General features: G+C 47.2%; 16 protein-coding genes. 15 read left to right on the top strand and 1 reads right to left on the bottom strand.

Annotated features, from left to right (window positions below; translation table 11 throughout):
* Nucleotides 1-113: 113 nt before the first annotated feature.
* On the bottom strand, nucleotides 114-770 hold the full coding sequence (locus tag NST44_RS00435) for a helix-turn-helix transcriptional regulator (RefSeq protein ID WP_213614946.1): 657 nt from the start codon (nucleotides 768-770) through the stop codon (nucleotides 114-116).
* A 164-nt stretch (nucleotides 771-934) separates the two neighbouring features.
* Between NST44_RS00435 and NST44_RS00430 the strand changes: the two genes are divergently transcribed.
* The 15 genes from NST44_RS00430 (at nucleotide 935) to NST44_RS00360 (ending at nucleotide 22,222) form a co-directional block, all read left to right on the top strand.
* A complete protein-coding gene (locus NST44_RS00430) occupies nucleotides 935-1,549 on the top strand; it encodes an FMN-dependent NADH-azoreductase (RefSeq protein ID WP_340897293.1) in 615 nt (204 codons plus the stop codon).
* Nucleotides 1,550-1,587: 38 nt separating this feature from the next.
* Complete coding sequence (locus NST44_RS00425) at nucleotides 1,588-3,126, top strand: DHA2 family efflux MFS transporter permease subunit (RefSeq protein ID WP_213614942.1); 1,539 nt, start codon at nucleotides 1,588-1,590, stop codon at nucleotides 3,124-3,126.
* A 38-nt stretch (nucleotides 3,127-3,164) separates the two neighbouring features.
* Nucleotides 3,165-4,304: an NADH:flavin oxidoreductase gene (locus NST44_RS00420; RefSeq protein WP_213614940.1), complete on the top strand. Its 1,140-nt coding sequence runs from the start codon at nucleotides 3,165-3,167 to the stop codon at nucleotides 4,302-4,304.
* A gap of 200 nt (nucleotides 4,305-4,504) precedes the next feature.
* Nucleotides 4,505-4,900, top strand: a complete 396-nt coding sequence (locus tag NST44_RS00415) for a hypothetical protein (RefSeq protein WP_340897290.1) — start codon at nucleotides 4,505-4,507, stop codon at nucleotides 4,898-4,900.
* 517 nt (nucleotides 4,901-5,417) lie between these two features.
* Nucleotides 5,418-6,371 carry a carbohydrate ABC transporter permease gene (locus tag NST44_RS00410; protein WP_028404440.1) on the top strand — a complete coding sequence of 318 codons (954 nt, stop codon included), beginning with the start codon at nucleotides 5,418-5,420 and terminating at the stop codon, nucleotides 6,369-6,371.
* Complete coding sequence (locus tag NST44_RS00405; protein WP_213614936.1) at nucleotides 6,368-7,213, top strand: carbohydrate ABC transporter permease; 846 nt, start codon at nucleotides 6,368-6,370, stop codon at nucleotides 7,211-7,213. Before NST44_RS00410 ends, NST44_RS00405 begins: the two co-directional genes overlap by 4 nt.
* Before the next feature lie 121 nt (nucleotides 7,214-7,334).
* On the top strand, nucleotides 7,335-9,059 hold the full coding sequence (locus NST44_RS00400) for a sensor histidine kinase (protein WP_028404438.1): 1,725 nt from the start codon (nucleotides 7,335-7,337) through the stop codon (nucleotides 9,057-9,059).
* 112 nt (nucleotides 9,060-9,171) lie between these two features.
* Nucleotides 9,172-10,497 carry an ABC transporter substrate-binding protein gene (locus NST44_RS00395; protein ID WP_028404437.1) on the top strand — a complete coding sequence of 442 codons (1,326 nt, stop codon included), beginning with the start codon at nucleotides 9,172-9,174 and terminating at the stop codon, nucleotides 10,495-10,497.
* A gap of 205 nt (nucleotides 10,498-10,702) precedes the next feature.
* Nucleotides 10,703-12,325, top strand: coding sequence for a response regulator transcription factor (locus tag NST44_RS00390; RefSeq protein ID WP_213614934.1), 1,623 nt, complete (start codon nucleotides 10,703-10,705; stop codon nucleotides 12,323-12,325).
* A gap of 490 nt (nucleotides 12,326-12,815) precedes the next feature.
* Nucleotides 12,816-13,958, top strand: coding sequence for a WXG100 family type VII secretion target (locus NST44_RS00385; protein WP_213614932.1), 1,143 nt, complete (start codon nucleotides 12,816-12,818; stop codon nucleotides 13,956-13,958).
* Between the two features lie 628 nt (nucleotides 13,959-14,586).
* On the top strand, nucleotides 14,587-14,982 hold the full coding sequence (locus NST44_RS00380) for a hypothetical protein (RefSeq protein WP_213614930.1): 396 nt from the start codon (nucleotides 14,587-14,589) through the stop codon (nucleotides 14,980-14,982).
* A gap of 685 nt (nucleotides 14,983-15,667) precedes the next feature.
* Nucleotides 15,668-15,946 carry a hypothetical protein gene (locus NST44_RS00375; RefSeq protein WP_213614928.1) on the top strand — a complete coding sequence of 93 codons (279 nt, stop codon included), beginning with the start codon at nucleotides 15,668-15,670 and terminating at the stop codon, nucleotides 15,944-15,946.
* 308 nt (nucleotides 15,947-16,254) lie between these two features.
* On the top strand, nucleotides 16,255-16,584 hold the full coding sequence (locus tag NST44_RS00370) for a nucleoside triphosphate pyrophosphohydrolase (protein WP_213614926.1): 330 nt from the start codon (nucleotides 16,255-16,257) through the stop codon (nucleotides 16,582-16,584).
* On the top strand, nucleotides 16,565-19,012 hold the full coding sequence (locus NST44_RS00365; protein ID WP_213614924.1) for a DEAD/DEAH box helicase family protein: 2,448 nt from the start codon (nucleotides 16,565-16,567) through the stop codon (nucleotides 19,010-19,012). Before NST44_RS00370 ends, NST44_RS00365 begins: the two co-directional genes overlap by 20 nt.
* Nucleotides 19,013-19,069: 57 nt before the next feature.
* Nucleotides 19,070-22,222, top strand: coding sequence for a DUF3427 domain-containing protein (locus NST44_RS00360; RefSeq protein WP_213614922.1), 3,153 nt, complete (start codon nucleotides 19,070-19,072; stop codon nucleotides 22,220-22,222).
* Nucleotides 22,223-22,231 lie beyond the last annotated feature (9 nt).

Here is a 22,231-nt window from a genome sequence, read left to right as displayed (position 1 = left end):
CCGGCAAGCAGGCGGCGCTATCGGTTAACACATAGAAATGCCCGTGAACAACGCATCTCCACAGGGAGATGCGTTTTTTTAGTTATCAGAAAGTATATTGATCCAGGTGATCTTCACAGACCCTGATTGTCCGTTATCCGATAAGCATAGCTGGGGCCGTCTGACAAAAGATATTCAACACGTTCGATGGTCACATGATCGCCAAGCACCGATTGAAAGAGTTCGAGCTCGTTATCGGTAAAACGGGAACTAACAGCGACAGCCTCTGCGATCGGGCAATGTTTCTGTACGAATAAGAAGCTTCCGTCCTCCTGCTCTTGTATTTCCGGAAAATACCCTTCGTTCATACGGATCATGACCAGCTTTTGGAGCCTGTCCCTTAGGCTGTCCGCATCGGACAAATGCTCCCGATATTTTATTATTTGATTATGTTTGAGGTCCTCAAGCACTCTCCCCAATCCTTCATCTCCGAACGTGGCCCTGACCGAATGAAGTAAATCGACCGATAATTGCAAATAGCCGTTAGGAAACCAACGGTTGGCCAAGGCCGTCAGCCTCCATATTTTTGCTGGCCTGCCGATGGGACGAGCCTCTTCCTCATATTCAACGACTTCCTGTTTCTGTAGTTCATATAAATGCTGACGCACAGCCATCCCTGTCAATGATAACTTCGAAGCTAACGTAACGGCATCCATAGGACCATGCTGCTTCAGCAGCGTTACAATGGCTTTTCTGGTGGATGTTACAGATGACTCGTCCTTCTTTTTCAATGGTTCACGACCCCCACATCACATATTACGAGAGATGCTTCTCCCTTTATATTCTAAAGAAAGTTCTTTACAAAGTCAAAAGAAACTGGTTAAATTTGTTTTATAAATAAAATACTTTATAAAGCATAGTCCATCAAAAGTGGCCTATGAATGGAGGAAATGAAATGACAACAACGTTATTTATTCAAGCGAGCAATCGCCCGGCGGAATATGCCGTCAGTGTGCAAATGTACGAAGCCTTCTTGTCAAGCTATAAGGAATCGCACCCGCAGGAGACGATTGTGGAAGTGAATTTATTTCATGAACCGCTGCCCTATCTGGGGAACGCGATGATTACGGGAAACTATAAAATCGCCCAAGGCATGACGCTCACCCCGGAAGAAGAAGCCGAGCAGTATATTGTTCGTAAGTACCTAGATCAGTTTCTTGCAGCCGATAAAATCGTCATAGCTTTCCCGCTCTGGAATTTGACGGTTCCAGCCGTCTTGCATTCGTATCTGGACTATCTGCATCAGCCTCGCAAAACCTTTAAATATACAGCGGAAGGCTTGGTCGGACTATTGCAAGGCAAGAAAGTCGCTCTATTAAATGCCAGAGGCGGTATCTATGCGGAGCATGATGAGCTTGCGGTTAGCTTCGTCAAAAAGCATTTGCAGGTGTTCGGCATTACGGACGTTACCACGATTGTTATAGAAGGTCATAATCAATACCCCAATCGCAGGGAGACCATCATTGCTGAAGGTCTCAGAAACACGGCACTTGCGGCAAAAATGTTCTGACGGCGGCTGGATATCGAAAATAGAGGGAGTGGAGTCGATTGGCCCAACAACGAAGGTTTATCATACTGATGTCCATTGCTTTAGGCTTGGTGCTGACCGCACTTGATCACACGATTGTATCGGCAAGTGTCAACAAGATCATAGACGACATCGGCGGTCTGGATAGAGTCACCTGGATTTATACCACCTACGCACTGGCCGGAACGAGCACGATGTTAATATTCGGCAAGCTCTCCGATCTTTTCGGGAGGAAGACCTTGTATTTGGTTTCCATCGGCATCTTCCTTCTGGGCTCCGCACTCTGCGGAACGGCCCAGACGATGGAGCAGCTTAGCATTTACCGGGTCATACAAGGAATCGGATCCGGCGGTATTTTTCCGATTTCCTTCTCCTTGATATACACCTTGTATACCGATCCCAAAGAATCGGGGAAGCTGTCGGGAATATTCGGTGCCGTATTCGGACTCTCCTCGATTGCGGGGCCACAGATCGGCATGTGGATTTCCGAAACGCTTTCCTGGCGTTGGTGCTTCTATATCAACTTGCCGATCGGGATCCTCTCGTTCGCGGCAATGCTTCTGACGCTCCGGGAATCCCGAGCGGAGACGAAGCCGAAAATCGACGTGCTTGGTGCCATACTTATAGTCATTGCTACGGTCTGTTCGATGATTGCGCTCGAGCTTGGCGGTAATAACGTATCATGGACCTCCTGGAAGATCATGGCCTTGTTCGGGATCTCGGTTTTGGCGGTCATCAGTTTTTTCATTGTGGAACGGCGGGCCATGGAGCCCATCTTGCCGCTCAAGCTATTCAAAAACCGTATGGTGACAGGAACAAGCATCGTCGTCTTCTGTCAAGGTGCCATGATGTTCGCCGCGATGACCTACCTGCCGCTCTATACCAACTATGTACTGGGAGAAAGCCGATTAAATTTATTGCTGACTCCGTTGATGTTGTCCATGATCATCGGCTCCGTTCTGATGGGTTTAATTCTCACCCGCTTCCAAATCCGGACCGTCATGGTGGTCAATATGGGGATTGGAATCGTTGTTTCTAGCTTGTTCATGAGTCTTTCGCCGGCTGTTCCTTTTTGGCAATTCATTGGAATGGTTGTCCTGCTCGGGCTGGGCGTGCTCGGCCCCCTGAACAGTCTCAGTCAGAACGCCGTCGCTTACAGCGTTGAAGAACGATCCATCGGTATTGCTTCATCGCTTGTCGGCTTCTGCCGCAGCATGGGCGGCGTAATGGGCGCTTCGATCATGGCCGTCATCGTCAATTCCCAAATGACCGCGTCGGTCGAGACGGCAATTACACGATTCAACCTGAATTCGAGCTCCAACCCGTCCTATCATCCGCCGGATGCCGAAACCGTGCTGCGATATAAAGATCGTTTTGAACCGGAGCTGGTGTCCTACTTTACACACGCGATGGATCATGCAATTACCCAAGGATTTGTTCTGCTTCTTGGCTTCTCTGTCCTCGGCGCCATCGCGGCTCTGACGGTCGGATCGATGAAAATAAAAAAACGTTCCGAAGAGACATCCCGGGCTAAAACAAGTTCACGGCTTGAAATTTAATAATTACGCAAGAGAACAAATAAGGAGGATTCATTATCATGTCTAATCCATCAAACGGGAACGCATCTGCCGTTCACCCTTCCGTACAGCCTTTATTTACGCCATTTTCGATCGGCAAATTGTCGCTTCCTAATCGAGTCGTCATGGCGCCTATGACCCGATCATTTTCGCCGAATGGCCTGCCCGGTGCTGATGTTGCCCGGTATTACCGGCGTCGTGCCGAGAATGGGGTGGGTCTGATCATAACGGAGGGAACCGTCATCAACCATCCCTCATCAGCTGACCATCCGAACGTCCCCCATTTCTACGGCCCTGCTCTGAAAGGCTGGTCGTCTGTCGTGAAGGAAGTTCATGCGGCAGGAGGCCGTATTTTCCCTCAACTCTGGCATGTCGGCATGACACGGAAAATAGGCAGTCCTCCGAATCCGGAAATTCTCCCTATAGGACCATCCGGAATCGATCTGTCCGGCCAACAAGTAACCGCACCCATGACCGAATCGGATATCCTTTCCGTGATTGACGCATTCGCCAAGGCGGCTGCCGACGCCAAGTCACTCGGTTTCGATGGTATCGAAATCCATGGAGCCCACGGCTACTTGATCGATCAATTTTTCTGGAAACAAACCAATAGGAGATCAGACCGATACAGGGGCGACAGCATCGAGGGGGCCACGCGTTTCGCTGCAGAAATCATTCGTGCCGTTCGGCATGCGGTCGGTCCTGACTTTCCGATTGCGCTGCGCATATCTCAATGGAAAACCGCAAACTATACGGCCAAGCTGGCGGAAACGCCGGAGCAGCTGGCGTCATTCCTGGAGCCGCTGACAACCGCAGGTGTCGATATGTATCATTGTTCGACCCGGCGCTTCTGGGAACCCGAATTCGAAGGCTCTGACCTAAACTTGGCAGGATGGGTCAAATTATTGACCGGACGACCGACCATTACTGTCGGTTCCGTAGGGTTAAACGAAGAATTCATGCGCTCCTTCGCTTCCGGCCAAGCGACACAGTTTACCGGGCTCGATGGTTTGATCGAAAGACTTGAGCAAAATGAGTTTGATCTGGTGGCCGTTGGGCGCTCGTTGTTAGTAGACCCGGAGTGGGCGATGAAAATCCGGAACGGACGGTTCGGCGAGCTGAAACCTTTCACAGTCGATGCGCTGAATTCCCTATACTGATCCATGATTGAATATCATTTGGTGCACCGGATCTGAACTCATAAGAGGATTTGGTCGGGGATTTATGGAAAGGTATATAGACCCTTACCGCAAGCGCAGGACTTGAACGGCAAGCAAGGATTCGTAGAACGTGGACTTTAACTTTATTTTTTTCATACAAAACTACCGGGCTTATCGGAGCCCATCTGCGGGGGATGATCATGGGAGTAGCATTCAAATTGGAGTGCGGTACGTGCCATTACAACAGCATTATTTATGAAGGAATCGGCTTTATGTACACCTCCTTGAAGTCGATCGCTTCGTTTGTCACCGATCCGGTGCTTAAGCAGGTGATTGGAGAAATTATGGAGGATGGTTCCGTCTCATACGACGCACATGATGCGCTGTACGTGTGCCCGCAATGTGACGGCATTCAAAATGAATTGTACATCGAGATGCAGTCAGATCGGTCACAGTATCGGCGCGTTTGCAACTGCAAGAGATGCGGAGCCGAAATGGAACGGACACCGATCGAGCACAACGTCCCGATCCGTCTAACCTGTCCAGATTGCAGGGAAAGCGAGCTGAAGGTGACGTCTTTTATGGATTGGGATTGATGGGGCGGCGGATCGTGATGAAGTTAAATCCATCAAAGCTAAAGGAGAACCAATATTGTTAATCTTACTATTCCTTTTGGTTATTGCCGGCGCTTGTCTCACATGGTTGGGATCGAAGCTGTCTTACATGAGTATCCAGGCCTCCCGATCCATTGCTAGTTCAAGTGCACCTGGTGAGTTAACCCGGCAAGATAAAATTGAATTACTCGCTATGCACATGGTTGGGTTCTTGGTCGTAATAGGCATCCTACTTCTTCTGTTCTACCTGCTTACCAAAGGTCGACAAAACGCAAAGGCATATCAATTCTATGCACTGATCATCCAACTCCTATTGGTCATTGTATTTTTCTTCATCAACTATACTTATCTTTTTGTGGATTATCCGGCACACCTGGATTCCGGTTTTCCGTTCTGACGACACATTCTGAAAATATTGAATGATTTTGAGCAATTGTCTTATGTAGTTCCCGGCGGCTCTCCTTCTATACTGAAGGTACGAAAAAAGGAGAGTGAGTTCATGGAACGAGCAACATCTGCAGCATCCGGAATACCTGTTCGCAAAAAGCCATTTCGCAAGCGCTGGGACTCTCCCCTTGCAGGTTATCTGTTTATTTCCCCTTGGCTGATTGGATTTCTGGCGTTGACGGCCTATCCGATGCTGCTGTCCCTCTACTATTCCTTCACGGATTACACGCTCATGAAGCCGATCGAGTGGGTCGGCCTGGACAATTACGAGCGCATCCTTATGGCGGACGACAAATTTGCCCAATCGCTCAAGCTTACATTTTATTATGTCCTCGCCTCGGTGCCGCTAAAGCTGATTGCCGCGCTGATGGTTGCGCTCCTGCTGAAGAAGGCCGTGCGCGGGATATCCGTCTATCGGACGGCCATTTACTTCCCTTCCTTAATCGGGGCGAGCATCGCGGTGTCCCTGCTGTGGAAAAATATTTTCGGCGTGGACGGCTTCTTCAACAAAGTGCTTGGATTTTTCGGGATTCCCGGCACGGGCTGGGTCACGAACCCCGATACCGCATTATGGTCCCTGATCGGCTTGTCGGTATGGCAATTCGGCTCCTCGATGGTGATATTCCTCGCGGGCCTGAAGCAGATTCCGAATGATCTGTATGAAGCCTCCGCGGTGGATGGCGCGGGTAAGCTGAAGCAATTTTTCAAGATCACGCTTCCGATGCTGTCGCCCACATTATTCTTCAATCTCATTATGGGGGTCATTAACTCCTTCCAGATGTTCACGCCTGCATATGTCATCACCGGCGGCGGGCCGATGAACTCAACCTATGTCTATGCGTTATACCTATATGAAAGGGCATTCAGCCGCTATCAGCTGGGCTATTCCTCTTCCTTGGCCTGGATCATGCTGATCTTGATTGTGGCTGCTGCCGTGATCATTAACCTGACTTCGAAATACTGGGTATTCTACGAGTCCGAGAGCCAAGGAGGGAAAAGAAAATGACCAGACGCAAATGGAATCCCGTAATTCGCCATGCGATGCTCATCCTATTCAGCTTGGTGATGGTGTATCCGGTCATTTGGTGGATTGGCGCTTCCCTGAAAACGAACCAGGAGCTCAGCTCTCCGTCCATCTTCCCGTCCGTGCCGCAGTGGTCCAATTACATTAACGGTTGGAATTCCGTTCCGGGCTTCACCTTTACCGACTTCTATCTGAATACTTTTTATTTAATTACGGCGGTCATTATCGTAACGGTCATTTCCTGTACGCTGGTCGCCTTCGGATTTGCAAGGCTGGACTTTCCGCTTCGCGGCTTCTGGTTCTCGCTGCTCATGCTCACGCTGATGCTGCCGGGCCAAGTGCTCATCATTCCGCAGTATGCGATGTTCCACCAGTTCGGCTGGGTCAACACCTACCTGCCGTTCATCGTGCCCCATGCGTTAGCGGGAGGGGCGGGAGGAACCTTCTTCGTCTTCCTGCTCGTTCAGTTCATACGCGGAATCCCGCGGGAACTTGACGAATCGGCCAAAATCGACGGATGCAGCTGGTTCGGGATTTACTGGCGAATTGTGATGCCCTTGATGAAGCCTTCGATCGTGACGGTCATCATCTTCTGCTTCCTATGGAACTGGGATGATTTCCTTGGCCATCTCCTGTACATTAATTCCGTCGACAAATACACGGTAGGCTTGGCTTTGCGGATGATTAACGATTCGCAAGGCGGAGCGGAATGGGGGCAGTTGCTCGCGATGTCGCTCGTATCCATTCTGCCGGCTACGCTGCTGTTTGTCTTTGCCCAGAAATATTTTGTGGAGGGTGTGGCTACCACTGGATTAAAAGGGTAGTAGCTAGGCCAGCCGATATATTATAAAATGAGAAAACATTGAGGCAGCGGTTCGCCGCACGGCTTCAATGTTTTTTTCGGATCGGAATGGATAATCATGGAGCACGGAGGATGGAGCGCGTATGATCAATCCCTTCAAAAGATACCGGATCGATTCCCTGTTTATTATTTGCTTTGCAGGGCTGATCACGATTGTGCTGGCGATCACGGTATGGACCAGTTATGCCATGACTTCGCGGGAGTTGGCCGACAACACGTCGTATTACCAGAAAAGACTGCTCGAGGAGCTGAACAATGAAATTACGGGTCGTCTGACGTCGATCGAGCAGATCTCGCTGACCACGTCCAGGGACAATGATTTGCTTACGTTTCTATCGGGAAAAGAGGATGAGTTTAACCACTACAGACGCTCCAAGGGCATACAGGAAGCGCTGGCTCATCTTACGTATTCGATTCCGCAAATTCAAGCCATCGATTTATATATGGAGCAGCCCGAGTGGGGGGATCGGCAGAGCTATATTCAATTCCATGAGCTAAAGGCTGCCGAGGCACAGCCATGGTATCCTTTGCTGCAGAATAATGACTTCTCCTGGTCAGAGGAGCATGATTTAACGACCTATAATGGGAACGTGCCGGTGCTCAGCTTCTCCCGCAAGGTGTACAACAACTCCCGGTACTTGGGCATTCTTGTCGTGCACGTGAAAGCCGATTGGATCCGGGGAATTCTCGAGGGATATTCCAAGGATTCCAACCGGATGCTGCTGGATCTGAACGGCAGGGAGCTGCTGAGCGTCGGGACGTCGATGAAGGATGCCGGGTTGCAGGAGCACGATTTGCGGTTCAAGGATCAATCCGGGGTGCTTCGGCTGCATACGCAGCCACATGGGGTCGAGCCTCTGGTCGTCTATTCCAAAGTCGCCGACTCCAACTGGATGCTGGTGGAGATTACCCCGTGGGAGCGAATAACGTCAGGCAGCGTCAAGCTGGCCGGAGCCATCATTACGATCGGCATCGGAGCCTTATTGCTGGCTTTCTTGTTAACGCTATGGTTAAGCCGGCAATTGTTGAAGCCGATCGCCCAGCTAGTGAGAGCGATGAAGAATTACGATGTCGGAGGGAAGCAAGCGGAGCTGGCTGGCGATTACACGAATGAATTCGGCATTCTGTTTGCGGGGTTTCGCAGACTGAATGAGCGAATTCAGGCATTGTACGCCTCCCTGGCGCAGCGTTACGAGCAGCAGCGGAAGGCCGAAATCGAAGCGCTCCAAGCTAATATTAATCCGCATTTTCTATATAACACCTTGGATCAGCTGAACTGGATGGCGATTGCGGAAGGACAGGAGAAGATGAGCCGCATTCTGGAGCTGATGGGCCGCATGTTCCGCATCGGATTATCGCATGGAGAGAGCTTTATTACGATTGATGAAGAGCTGACTCACGTTGCATGCTATTTGGAAATCCAGCAGATCCGGTGGGAGGACGGCCTGGAATATGAGGTTCAAGCCTCACAGGAAGTCCGCAATTTATTCATTCCTAAAATGACGCTCCAGCCTTTCGTCGAAAATTCCATCATTCACGGATTCAATGCAAGGCAAAGCGGCCGAATTCAGATTAAGGCGGAGGAAGAGGGCGGCCGGGTCCGTATGACGATTATCGACGATGGAAGCGGGCTTGCACCCGAGAGCAAAGGGAACCATCGCCGCAAGGGCGGTTACGGGATCCGGAATGTGAGAGAGCGGTTCTCCGCGTATTTTAATGAAAATTATGAGATCCACGTTAAGGATGGCGAGTTTGAAGGGGTCGTTGTAACGATCATCTTCCCAAGGCTTGAGGAAGCACAGACGTAATGCATAATCAGACGATTTTATAATAAATTGTGCATCTCTCTTATACTCCCGTCATCCCGGAATTGATAGGATCATATTGACCACAATATATTGTTTCTAGGGGGAAGTCGGCATGAACAAATGGAAGCGATTGCAGATTCTCGCGTTATTGATGGTGTTCTCCTTGCTGGCAGCGGCATGCGGCGGCGGTAACGGAGGCACCGGCACAAACACAGGCAGCACAAACTCATCCAAGAACAATACACAGGCCGAAGGCGGTTCGGCAGACAACGTCAAGCTCCGGATTATGTGGTGGGGTTCACAGCCGCGCCATGAAGCGACACTGAAGGCATTGGAGGCCTATACGGCGAAGAATCCGCATGTGACCTTCGAGCCCGAATACTCCGGGATGGACGGTTACCTGGATAAGCTCTCTACGCAGGCAGCGGCGCATAATGAGCCGGATATTTTCCAAATGGACCCGGGTTGGATTTCGGACTGGACCTCCCGCAACCAGCTCGAAGAGCTCGACACCAAGGTTAAACTGGATGAATTGACGCCGAGCCTGCTGCCGATCGGGCAGAGAGACGGTAAGCAATACGGCGTGCCGCTCGGGTCGGTCGCTTTCGGGATGATCTACGACAAGGCGGCTCTGGAGAAGCTGGGCGCAACGATGCCGAAGGATGGCTGGACATGGGATGATTTCTTCGCATTGGCGGAAGAGGTAAAGCCTAAGCTGGCGGAAGGCCAATATTTCACGCTGGATTATGCCGGCAACTACTTCATGTTCAGCGCGTATCACTATGCCAAGGGTAAGGGTACCTTGATCACGGAAGACGGCAAATTCAATATCGATGAAGCAACATTCCTGGAATGGACGAAGAAGTTTGAACAGCTGCGCAAGGACGGGCTTGTACCTCCAGCGGATCTAAACGCATCCGACAAGGAGATGGATCCGACGGCAGACCTGCTGGTCAACGGCAAAATCCTGTTCCGCTACTCCTTCTCCAATAACTACACCACATGGGACAGCATGAAGGAAGGGGCGTACGATCTGGTTACGATGCCGCGGGCCGAGGAAGCAGGGGGCTGGCTCAAGCCGTCCATGTACTTCAGCCTGTCGCCGAATTCCAAGCATAAGGAAGAAGCGGCCAAATTCATCGACTGGTTCATCAACGATCCGGAGGCAGGGGCCATTCTTGGTACCGCTCGAGGCGTGCCAGCCAATGCCAAGATCGCCGAGTCGCTGATTCCGAATCTGCCGGAGGGCGAAAAGGTCGGGATGAAGCTGATCGACGCCACGACGCCGGACGGACAGATCTTTACGACAGGGCCGGAAGGCTGGGTGAACTTCATCGACAAAGACTTCCCGCTCGTCCGGGATGAGCTGAGCTTCGGCAGAACGACGCCGGAGGAGGCCTATGAATCGTTGAAGAAGGCCGCGCAAGAATATGAATAACTCTTATGCAATGGAATGACTGAGAACGAGATGTCAGCAAGGGAGTAAAATGATTCGGTTATTCGGTGAAAGCTGTCTGTTAAAATAGTTCCAGTCTATTCCTGGTTTACGTCATGCCTGAGCGGTTTCACGCCGATCGGGCATGGCGTATTACCGTTAGAGTGAAGCTATTTTCCTTTTTGCAAATAAGAAGGGGGCTCTTCAGATGTGGAAGATAGGAATCGTGGATGACGACCGCGCCGTGCTGCAGGGAATCCGCAAAGCCATCCCGTGGGATGAACTGAATGCAAAGTGGGCGGGGGAAGCGTTGAACGGGGAAGAAGGACTTGAAATGATTGCATCGGCCAGCCCCGACATCGTGATTACCGATTTATATATGCCTGTCATGAATGGTCTGGATATGATCGAGCACCTGCGGAAGAACGCCGGCTATACGGGAAAAGTGATCATTCTGAGCGGTTACTCGGATTTCGAATATGCCCGTCAAGCCTTGCGTCTGGACGTGAGCGATTATCTATCCAAGCCGGTCAGCCTTCCGACGCTGAAGTCCGTGCTACACCAGGCGATATCCGATTTGGAGGAGCGTGAAGAGCTGCGCAGCAAGCAGGATGAGTTGCTCCAGAAGCTGCATCTGTACGAGCCCTTCGTCGAGAAGGAGTGGGTCAAATCGGCCGCAGCCGGCACCCTGCTGCAATCAGGACTCCAATCGGAAATCCCGGAGCCTTATCGGTATTGGTCCGATCACGATCATACGGTCATCGGCATCGAGCTGGTCTACGACCAACGGGCAGCCAAATTAAGCTTGCCGGACTGGAGCCTCCTTCGGTTTGCAATCAGCAATATGGCGTGCGAAATTACGCAGGCGGCATTTCCAAGCTTCGACCATACGGATCTCCACACCAACCGTTCGGTGATCATTATTCATCATGACCGAACAGAGCCTGCCGAGCGAGTGCGGCAGCGGCTGGAGCAGCTGGGCGTCCGATTAATCGACTGTGTGCGGAACTACTTGAAGCTGAAGATTCGGATCGGCATCGGTGAACGCAAGAGCAGCATAAGGGATATCGGCATCTCGACGGAAGAAGCCTTCCGCGCGATCGATGTGACTTCCCGGCCGGCGGTTCCGGAGCATGAGCTGTATTTCTACAGTGCACAGGAGCCGGGCAATGCGGAGGCCAAGTCTCCGGTGCGTCCCGTTAAGCTATACCTGGAGCTGGCCGGCGCGATTCGTACCTCACAGGAGAATCAGGCGCAGACGATTATAAGGGACTACATGAAGCGGCTGGAGCAGGAAGGGGGCATCACCAAGCCCTACGTCGGCATGCTGGCCGGCGAGCTGTGGGGCATTATCGCCTTTGCTTTCTATGAGACGGGGACCGTCGTTGACGATATCTTCCCGTATGACGGCATAACGCGCGAAATGGCGAAGCTGCAGCGTCCCTCCGAGCTTGCCGAATGGCTGATCACCAAGATCGGGCTCGTATTCGGCAGCCGCGAATGGGGCGGGAACGGAAAGCATCGCCAGGCGGTCGACTTTATGATCGAGTACATTCACGAGCATTATGCCGAGGATCTCACGCTCGGGGGACTGGCGGACAAGGTGTATATTTCGAGAAACTACTTGTCGATGATTTTTAAGAACATGACCGGAGAGACGTTCAACAATTACCTGACCCGAGTACGGGTTGAGAAGGCCCGGGAGCTGCTGATGGAGAAGAATGCATTGGTTTACGAAGTGGCCGAAAAGGTCGGATACAAAAACGTTCCGTATTTCAGCACGGTATTCAAGAAATTCACGGGCATGAACCCGACGGAGCTTGTGAAGTGATCGTGGGAGGCGTGATGAAGAGCTGGAAGACTGGGGAGCGCAAATCATCCATACGTATTTTTATCGGAAATTTGGGTATTGAGGAAGGGCATAATTGAGTAATTTATTCGTAGAGGTAAGGGCCTTGAATTTCAACTTGGGTTGGGATTCGGGGTCTTTTTTGTTGGGGGTGTAGGGTATGTGGGGTGCAGATCTTATGAAACAAAGTGTGCTGCCGTTGGTTTTTCCGTTTTCAGGAGATTAGTAGTCTGTGTTCGAGTGATTCTTTGATATGATACAAATATGAATACATATTTAGCCATGTAAAGGATGAGAATCTATGCCGATTTACAGTAAGCTAAATACGCGCGTTCTTTTCTTATAATCAATCACATTAACTAATCTTACACTCCTAATTTATGACCATGATCATTAAATTCAGGACCTTGGAATGTTTTCCAATTATTTGTATTTGAGTATAATGGGCTTAGCAAATAATGGAGTGATATAAATGCCCAGAATCCAGGTTCCACCCGAATTGCTGATTCAAGTTGCTGAGAAGTTCCGTTTACAGTCCCTGCAAATGGAATGGATGATAAGTTCACTGGACCATCAAATGAATACCATGCTGATGTGGGAGGGGACGACGCGACAGCGTTTTTTTGAAGACTTTTATAGAGCCCGCAGCGAAATGACCCTGACGATTGAATATATGAATTCAATTAGCGATGAATTAAAACGCATTGCTTATAGATTTATATTAGTAGATGAAGAGCTATTGCCTCTTGCTGTGGTAGGCAGAAAAGAGGAGCCCAAGACTTGGCTTGAAAAGGCCTGGGACAGCTTGAAGGAATTAGGAAACGGAATAATGGATGCTTCTAATGAGCGATATGAAAAACGGTATTCTTCGGTGTGGAGCTTTTTGGATTACTGGACGGCTGGCATACCCAAAGGTGCTTACCAAGGTTATGTGGAAAGAGCTGATAAGCTATTTGATTCCCCGAATGACTTCGCCAATGGTATGACCTTTGGAGTACATGGAACTTTTAGAGAAGCCATTATTCCTACAAAGGCTTGGTCTACAGAACATGTAGCTAGTATCATAGGAGCTGCAGGAATTGCTACAGGTGCAACAGTACCTCTTATGAAACCGAAAGATATATTGAGTCCAAGGGTTCAGTATGAAGTTAGAAAAAGTAATGATGGATTGAAGCGTGATGCGGGGGGAGATGGCGGGAAGGGAAGGACTGTGGGGAAGGATAACTTTGAACAGGATTTATATCGTAAATCCTCAAATACAGGAGCATTCGAGAACCTCTCTGAGCCAATGCAATTAAGACACGTTGAAAAGATTGCTGAAGATGCAGGTATTGGATTAAAGGGAATAAAGATAGAAATAGTTCGAGATGCTGAATTGATAGGTAAGGACTTGTACGGGTGGGCTGACCCAAAAGGAAACAGGATATTGTTGTACCCCGATGCTTTTAGCAGTAAGGAAAACTTAGTTAAAACATTAGGACACGAGAGAATTCATATCTATCAAACTAAAACTTTTGGAAAGCCCCTAGATTACGAGATGCTGATCGAATTTGAAAAAGGGGCATATGGCTCAGAAGACGCATGGTGGGAATATTTTAAGCGAAAGGGGCGGTAGTAATTGATTAATTCACATTTTAAAGACTGGATTAAGTTAACCACTCTCATCACTAATAACAATACAAAAAGACATGAAATTGAATGTCCTAATTGCCAAAAACGTGGAATAGATTATCAATATGTCGGAGATATGAAGTCGAGAGTAGGATTTTTAGACATATGGTGCGATGTTTGTCTACACGGTATTCATTTATCTCGAACAAAAGCACCGGAACATGTAAGTATGATTCCATTTGATGCGGCGAAAGAATACAAAGAAAGAGTACCTAGATTCACTCATATAGAGCCTTCGTAATCAAAAGCTCATACTTGATGAACTTTTAAAAGCTCTTTTCCACTTGAATTATAAGTAGGAATGAGCTTTTTTGCATGCCCAAGATGGAAGACAGAGGTGGAACATTGAAGAAGGCTGGAGTGACGGGAGATTGTGGTAGGATAATCTCAAGGCGACTTTGAATCAAAGAGGAAAGATTGGAGTAAGATACTGTGATCTATAGGAAAAAGAAATTAAAAGAGTATTTGTCTATTGAAGAGTATGAAGATATTTCATGACTTTCTTGATAATATAAAGCCAACAATAAACAATAGACGAAATAACGAGTCTGTTAAAATGACATGAAGGTTTCTTGAAGGTTGGTACCGAGTCTTATTTAGGTGGACTAAATGATCCGATCATCGGCATGCACCATGGCGAGCGGATCTTTGGCGCAGCATTTGGAAGACCTCCTGTATTGATTAAACAATTTGTTCAACTTGCTAACGCTATCATTAATTATGGCGATCACCGGCTGAATTTTGCGACCACAACAAAGCTGCTTCATTTTATGCTTCCAGGGCTATTCCCCATCTTCGACAAAAATATTTGCAAAGCCGTGTTTGGAAGTGACCGAATCGAAGACTACTACAAGTACCATTCATACATATTTGCTCTACAAGATTATTTGAACAATGAACCGGCGGCAGAAGCAATATTTCAATTAGCCCAACAGTACAATTTGCACCGTTACGAGTTATTGATTTGATTTTGTTTCAGGAAGGATTGAAACTGCTGAGAGAAAATCGGTTTAAGAGAATAGATGTGCAGACCACTAATGCAAGTAGGGGAGTAAAATCATTAACCATATTAGAAGGTTGGAGATTAGGTGAAGGTAGTATATTTCAATGATACCGGTAAAGAGATTAATGTACACCCCGGAACGCTCTCACATGGGACCAAAACTTCCACTGAGCCTATCAAGCCCTTGGAGGAGAGAGTGTTCGAGCTGCCAGAGGGAACCTATCCATGGATTAAGATGTGGGATCATAATGGTCAGCTTTCTATTTTCGTATCCGGAAAGCAAGACGATGAGCAGGAAGAAGTCTAGATGATGAGAATGATGAAGATGATAATTATGAGGAATACGAAGAGGATGGAGAGTATCGAGATGATGAAGAGGACTCCGATCGTGCTCGAAGGATTAAGGCCGTCCGGGAGTATGCGAAATCTTCAGCGAACTTGGGGGCTGTGTTGTTTGTAGCAGGGGCAGCATTGGCCTATTTTACGGATAGTAAATTGCCGCTTTATGCAGGAGCAGCTTTAGGTGCTGTATTCTTCTTAATTTCTTTGGTGGTTTTCATAAAGTCTTTTAGGGTCTGAAGGATATTATTTGGCAGAAGTAAAAGTTATCACTAAAGGCGTGCTATAACCAAAGGAGAAGACGCTACAATATGAATCGATTTGTGATGATATTACTTTTATTATTGGCTCTTGTTGGCTGCGCCGGGGAACAGAATACCTTTCATGTCGAGGGTCCTGTGGAAGAGATAAATGAACAATCTTCACAAATTTACGTAGACGGATTCTGGCTGCCCGTTAAAAACATAGGAATTTACAATGTAGGTGATATTGTCAGTGCGGAAGTTGAGAGTTCTGCAGAAGGCGATCAGTACGTTCCCGGAGATATAAAGGTTAACAAAATAAAGTTAAAGGAGAATCCTGAGAAATAAAACCTAAAATCACTAACGAGAAGTCGAATATCATGAATCTGAAAGTAGATTGTTTGATGTGGGGTAAGGCTGTAGCTGCTAAAGTCTATAGCCTATTATTTTGCAGTATAACCTAACATCGTTTGCAACGGTTAAATTATGCCGATGCCAATAGGAGCAGATTTATATAGATGATGCATGACGCTTACAAGTTGGGCCTCTCATCTTGGTAACTATTCACATCATTAAACACCAGGAACCTTCTTCGAACGATATTTTGTTATGATACAATAGAAATACATAATTAACCATGTAAAGGATGAGAATCTATGCCGGTTTACAATAAGCTAGTTCGGGATCTGATCCCCGAAGTCATTGAAGCTACAGGCAAAGAATTTCGCACACGAATCTTGAATGAGGAAGAGTATAAGAAAGAATTGATCATAAAGCTTAAAGAAGAGTCGGAGGAATACTTTGCCGCTGAAAGTTCAAAGGAGTCGTTGGAAGAACTTGCAGATATGCTTGAGGTTATTCGGGCATTGGCGGTCGTACATGGAGCAACATGGGAAGAGCTTGAAGCTTTGAGAGAGAAGAAGGCGACAGCTCGAGGCGGATTCCAAGAACGGGTGTATCTAATCGATGTCGACGACAACGCTTAATGTCAAGCTAATTACGGAAAACTTAGCAGACGATTTAATCACCGGGATGCAGAATGCTTCCGGAATCTATATTATGACTTCGTTCGTTATGCAGTCAGGAGTGCGTTTATTGGCGCCCCATTTGAAAGGTGCGATCGAACGGGGAGCCGAGGTAAAGGTTCTCGCTGGGGATTATTTATTCGTTACGCAGCCTGAAGGTTTGCAGGCATTACGTGATATCGATCCCCTGTTGGAGGCAAGGTTATGGCGCAGTATGGGAACTTCCTTTCACCCAAAGGCCTATTTGTTTGACTACGAAAACGGTGAAGGGCTCCTTATCGTCGGTTCCTCTAACTTCTCCATGTCCGCCATGAGAATGGGGATGGAGTGGAACCTGGCTATGAATGCAAAGGCCGAGCCTTATACGTTCCAAGTCGCGCTTGAAAAGTTTATGCAAAACTTTTATCACGATTCTACGCTGCCGCTCAATGACAACACCATTTCTCTATATGAAGAGGAATATCGAACGTATCATCGCAAAAACCCAGAGTTAATTCGAATGATAACCGAGATGGAGGAGAATGAGTACCGAACTGAAAACGCTAGCGATCCTGTTGAGGATAAGGTTTCTGAAAACGAACAAGCGTCTATTCATCCACGTTTTGCTCAGATTGATGCTCTTGACGCTCTAGAGAGAACGTTAGAAGAAGAATATGACAAAGCCATGGTCGTTATGGCCACCGGACTAGGTAAAACCTATCTAGCAGGCTTTTTCGCCCAGCGTTTTCAACGCGTACTGTTCATTGCGCATCGAGAAGAAATTCTCTATCAAGCCAAACGGTCATTCCAGCGCATCATGCCGGACAAAACTTTCGGTATCTATAACGGTGTCAAAAAAGAAGGGGACGCGGATTGCGTGTTTGCTTCAATCTACACGCTAGGGATGAAGAAGCATCGTGAATCGTTCGCACCGGACGGATTTGATCTTATCGTGGTGGACGAATTCCATCATGCAGCTGCAAACTCATACCAATCGGTTATCCAGTATTTTAAGCCGAAATTTCTACTGGGCATCACGGCAACACCAGACCGAATGGATGGGAAGGATGTGTATGCGCTTTGTGATGGCAATGTCGCCTACCAGATTCATTTCATTGAAGCCATCCGTCGAGGCTGGTTGTCCCCGTTCCAATACTATGGGGTCTATGACGATACAGATTATTCATCCATCCGATGGCTTGGAACGCATTATGATGACGAGCAGTTGACTGCAGCTCAGTTGAGAGAGTCGCTGGCTGACAATATCTACGATGCCTGGATCGAGCATAAGCAAACACGGACGATTGGCTTTTGCTCATCGATTCGACAAGCGGATTTTTTGGCGGGCTATTTTCAAGAGAAAGGAGTAGCTGCAGTCAGCCTTCACTCTGGAGCCATAGGAATCACGAGGGGAGAGGCAATAGACCGTCTAGATAGAGGAGATTTAGAAATCATATTTACGGTAGACTTGTTCAATGAGGGAGTAGATATTCCTAGTGTGGATACGCTGCTTTTTGTCCGACCGACCGAATCCTTAACCGTATTTACACAGCAGGTTGGCCGGGGGCTGCGGTTATCGGAGCGAAAGACGCACTGCACAATCATTGACCTCATCGGAAATTATCGTAATGCAGACGTGAAGCTTCGATTATTCGCCACTGACGGTGACGGAAAGAAAACGGCAAAGGAACCGATCATCCCGACGGTGCCGGATGGATGCGAGCTCCATTTGGAGACATCTGTTGTTAACCTCCTGGATGAACTAAGCCGTAAGAAACTGCCACATCGCGAGCGTCTGCACCGTTCCTTCCTGGATCTCAAGAATGAGCTCGGTCGAATCCCTACCTATCTGGAGCTTCACCTTCATGGCAGCTCGAACAGCTGGGAATATCGGAATGAATTCGGTTCTTATATCGGATTTCTCCTCTGGGCAGAGTGCTTAACGAAGGAAGAAGAGGAGATTTATTATCAGTATGAGGCTTGGATACGTGATGTCGAGAAGACTGTCATGACCAAGAGTTATAAAATGATCGTGCTCCTGTATATGCTCGAGCGTGGGACCGAACATTGGGCAGAATCGGTTACTCCTCAGGAAGTAGCGCCATTCTTCCATGGGTACCTAATGGAAAAGGAATACCGGAGAAGGATCGATTTCTCCGATAAGGATTCGAAGCGTCTCTGGGAATACAATGAGACCGGCGTTAGCCAGCTCATCGAGCGGATGCCAATGACAAAATGGGGCTCGGCTAAAGGAAGCATGACCCGCTTCGAGGATGGTCTGTTTAGTCTAAGAATTGAACCTGCCCCCGAGCATCGATCCATTTTGCATCGGTGGACGAAGGAAATCTGCCTATATAGGCTGCATCATCATTTTGAACGTAAAGAGCAGAAGCAGAGACCCCTTCAGTGATGAGGGGGTTTTCAAATATTAAATCGCTTGCTCATACAATTAAGGAGTTGCTGCTATATGAAAGAGGGCCTTTATGAGCAGATTATAAATAATCTTACTAGAAGACGGTTATTGACTTTGGATAGTTCCTTATACGAAATTGGGATTGAGCCATTAGATCCGGAGGAAGCGCGCAAGGTGCTCTCTAATTACTTAGGCACCGTGATTCGTAGAGCATTGAAAATTATTCGGGAAAGTAGCAATGAAGATGAAGCACTCCTGTTACAGGTACGTGCCTGCAATGAAATTATTGCCACTCTGCATAATACTCTGGACAATGAAGAATTAAGGGAGTGGCAGCTTGATGAACAGGGTGAGGTTTTAACCTATGTCTATTCCAAACTAAATCATATTCGAGGCATCAAAGAGTCTAAGGTTCATCGACCTACAACTCCTTTGTCTCAAAGTTCATTGTTTACGGGTTCCCATTCGGAGCCTAATATGATGAGTGAGCTTAAAGCAGAGATTATTACTTCGGATCAGGTTGATCTGTTGGTTTCTTTCATAAAATGGAGCGGGCTACGTTTCCTAATGGAGCAGTTAGAGGAGTTCACGGCAAATGGAGGCCGGTTACGTGTCATAACAACGACCTATATGGAAGCAACGGATTACAAGGCAGTGACAGAATTAAGTAAACTCCCGAACACAGAAATCAAAATCTCATACGATACAGAGCGAACACGGTTACATGCGAAGGCATATTTGTTTAAAAGAGATACTGGATTTACTACGGCTTACGTCGGATCATCTAATCTTTCGAATCCTGCGCTTACGAGTGGCTTAGAATGGAACTTAAAGGTTACGGAGAAGGATTCTTATGACGTCCTACGAAAGATAGAGGCAACCTTTGAGAGTTATTGGAACGATCGTGGATTTGAAAGTTTTTCCTTTGCGGATCAGGAGCATCAATTGCTTCTCCAGCAGGCACTTGGCAAAAAGAAAGAACATGAGCGAAATCAGTTAACCTTCCCATTTACCCTTACGCCTTACGATTACCAGAAGGAAATCCTTGAGAAGCTCGAGGCTCAGAGAGTGATATATGGAAGAACGAGAAATCTACTAGTGGCGGCTACGGGAGTAGGAAAGACGGTTGTTTCTGCTTTCGACTACAAACGGTTTGCCGACCGGAATCAAAAGTCGAGATTACTTTTCGTGGCTCATCGTGAGGAAATTCTAAAGCAAAGCTTGGACACCTTCCGTTTTATACTGAAAGACCTAAATTTTGGGGAACTTCACGTAGGGAGTAACCAGGCCGATTCGATTGATCATCTATTTATAAGTATTCAAAGCTTCAATACTTTAAAACTTACTGAAAAAACCACTCGGGACTTTTATGATTACATCATCGTTGATGAGTTTCATCATGCCGCAGCCCCTTCTTATCAAAGGCTACTGGCATATTATCAGCCACAAATTTTATTAGGTTTGACAGCTACGCCTGAGCGAATGGATGGGAAAGATATTTTGCACTACTTTAATGATATAATTGCAGCAGAGATACGCCTAACAGATGCCATTGATCGAAAACTTCTTTGTCCCTTTCATTACTTCGGTGTGACGGATAGTGTCGATTTGTCTCAGGTCAAGTGGTCAAGGCGAGGATACGATCTAAATGAGCTTGAAAAATTATATTCCCATAATAAAATTCGGGCAAGCCAAGTTATAAACAGTCTAAAGAAATATGTAACCGATTTGGATGAAGTGAAGGGCCTCGGTTTTTGCGTGAGTGTTGCTCATGCACTTTACATGGCTAAAGTTCTCAATGAGTCGGGGATAGCCGCGATTGCCTTGCATGGAAAGTCAAGTAACGATGAGCGGAACTCTGCAAAGAGAAGATTAGTGTCAGGGGAAATCAAAGTGATCTTCGTTGTAGATCTTTATAATGAAGGGGTAGATATACCGGAGATTAACACGGTTTTATTCCTTCGTCCCACCGAGAGCTTGACCGTATTCTTACAACAGCTTGGCCGTGGACTTCGTTTGGCAGAAGGAAAAGAATGTTTAACGGTTCTTGATTTTATTGGGCAAGCCCATAAAGAATATAATTTCCAGGAGAAGTTTAGGGCTTTGCTTGGTAAAACAAAGCATTCTATACAGCATTATGTCGAGAATGGTTTCTCGAACCTGCCACGTGGAAGTTTTATTCAGCTTGAGAAGCAAGCTCAGGAATACATCCTGAGAAATATTAAGCAAACCACAATCAATAAGAGAAGCCTTATCGAGAAGCTAAAACACTTTACAGAAGATACTGGATTAATCCTGACACTGGATCATTTTACTCGATATCACGGAATGAGTCTTTACGAGTTTTACGGTGGACGTAACGGGAAACGGACATTTCGAGGATTGATGGCTGAGGCGGGTTTGATCGAACCATTCGAATTCGAGGATATGGAGTATCTGACAAAACGTATTCCAGCTTTATTAAGCATAAACTCCCGGAGACTTCTAAGTTTTTTAATCGACTATCTTGAGGATCCAGGGAAATCTGCCCATACAGAAGAAGAACGACTGATGTTAAATATGTTTTATTATACCTTCTACCGATCAGAACCGAAGAAACATGGGTTTCTGGACATTAACCAGGCTGTTCAGTCTATTGTTTCCTGTAAAGAGTTTAGGGATGAGATCATTGAAATATTAAAGCATAATTACGAACACATTAACTTTGTAGATAAAAAGAATGAGTTCCCATTCGTATGTCCATTAGACTTACATTGCACATATTCGACGGACCAAATTTTGGCCGCTTTTGGTTTTTGGAATGAAGACAAGGCCCCAGCCTTTCGCGAGGGTGTTAAATATTTCGAGGATAAGAAAACGGATATTTTCTTTATTACGCTAAATAAATCCGACAAGGACTTTTCTCCTTCTACTTTATATGAAGATTACGCCATAAATGAACGGCTGTTTCACTGGCAAACACAAAGTCGTATTTCGGAAGAAACGAATACGGCTAAGCGATATATCCATCATAAACAGACCGGAAACAGAATTGCATTATTTGTCCGTGAATACAAAGAGGAGAATAATTATACTTCGCCTTTTGTTTTCTTAGGAGAAGCTGAGTATGTGAGGCACGAAGGCAATAAACCAATGAGTATTGTGTGGAGGTTGAAAGAAGAGATGCCTCCGGAATTAGTTCCGGCAGCAAATAAGGCTATTGGGTAGGGGGTGAAT

It is taken from the genome of Paenibacillus sp. FSL W8-0919, assembly GCF_038003785.1.
Taxonomy (GTDB): Bacteria; Bacillota; Bacilli; order Paenibacillales; family Paenibacillaceae; genus Paenibacillus_AQ; species Paenibacillus_AQ lactis.
This window is presented reverse-complemented; position numbering and strand designations above follow the sequence as displayed.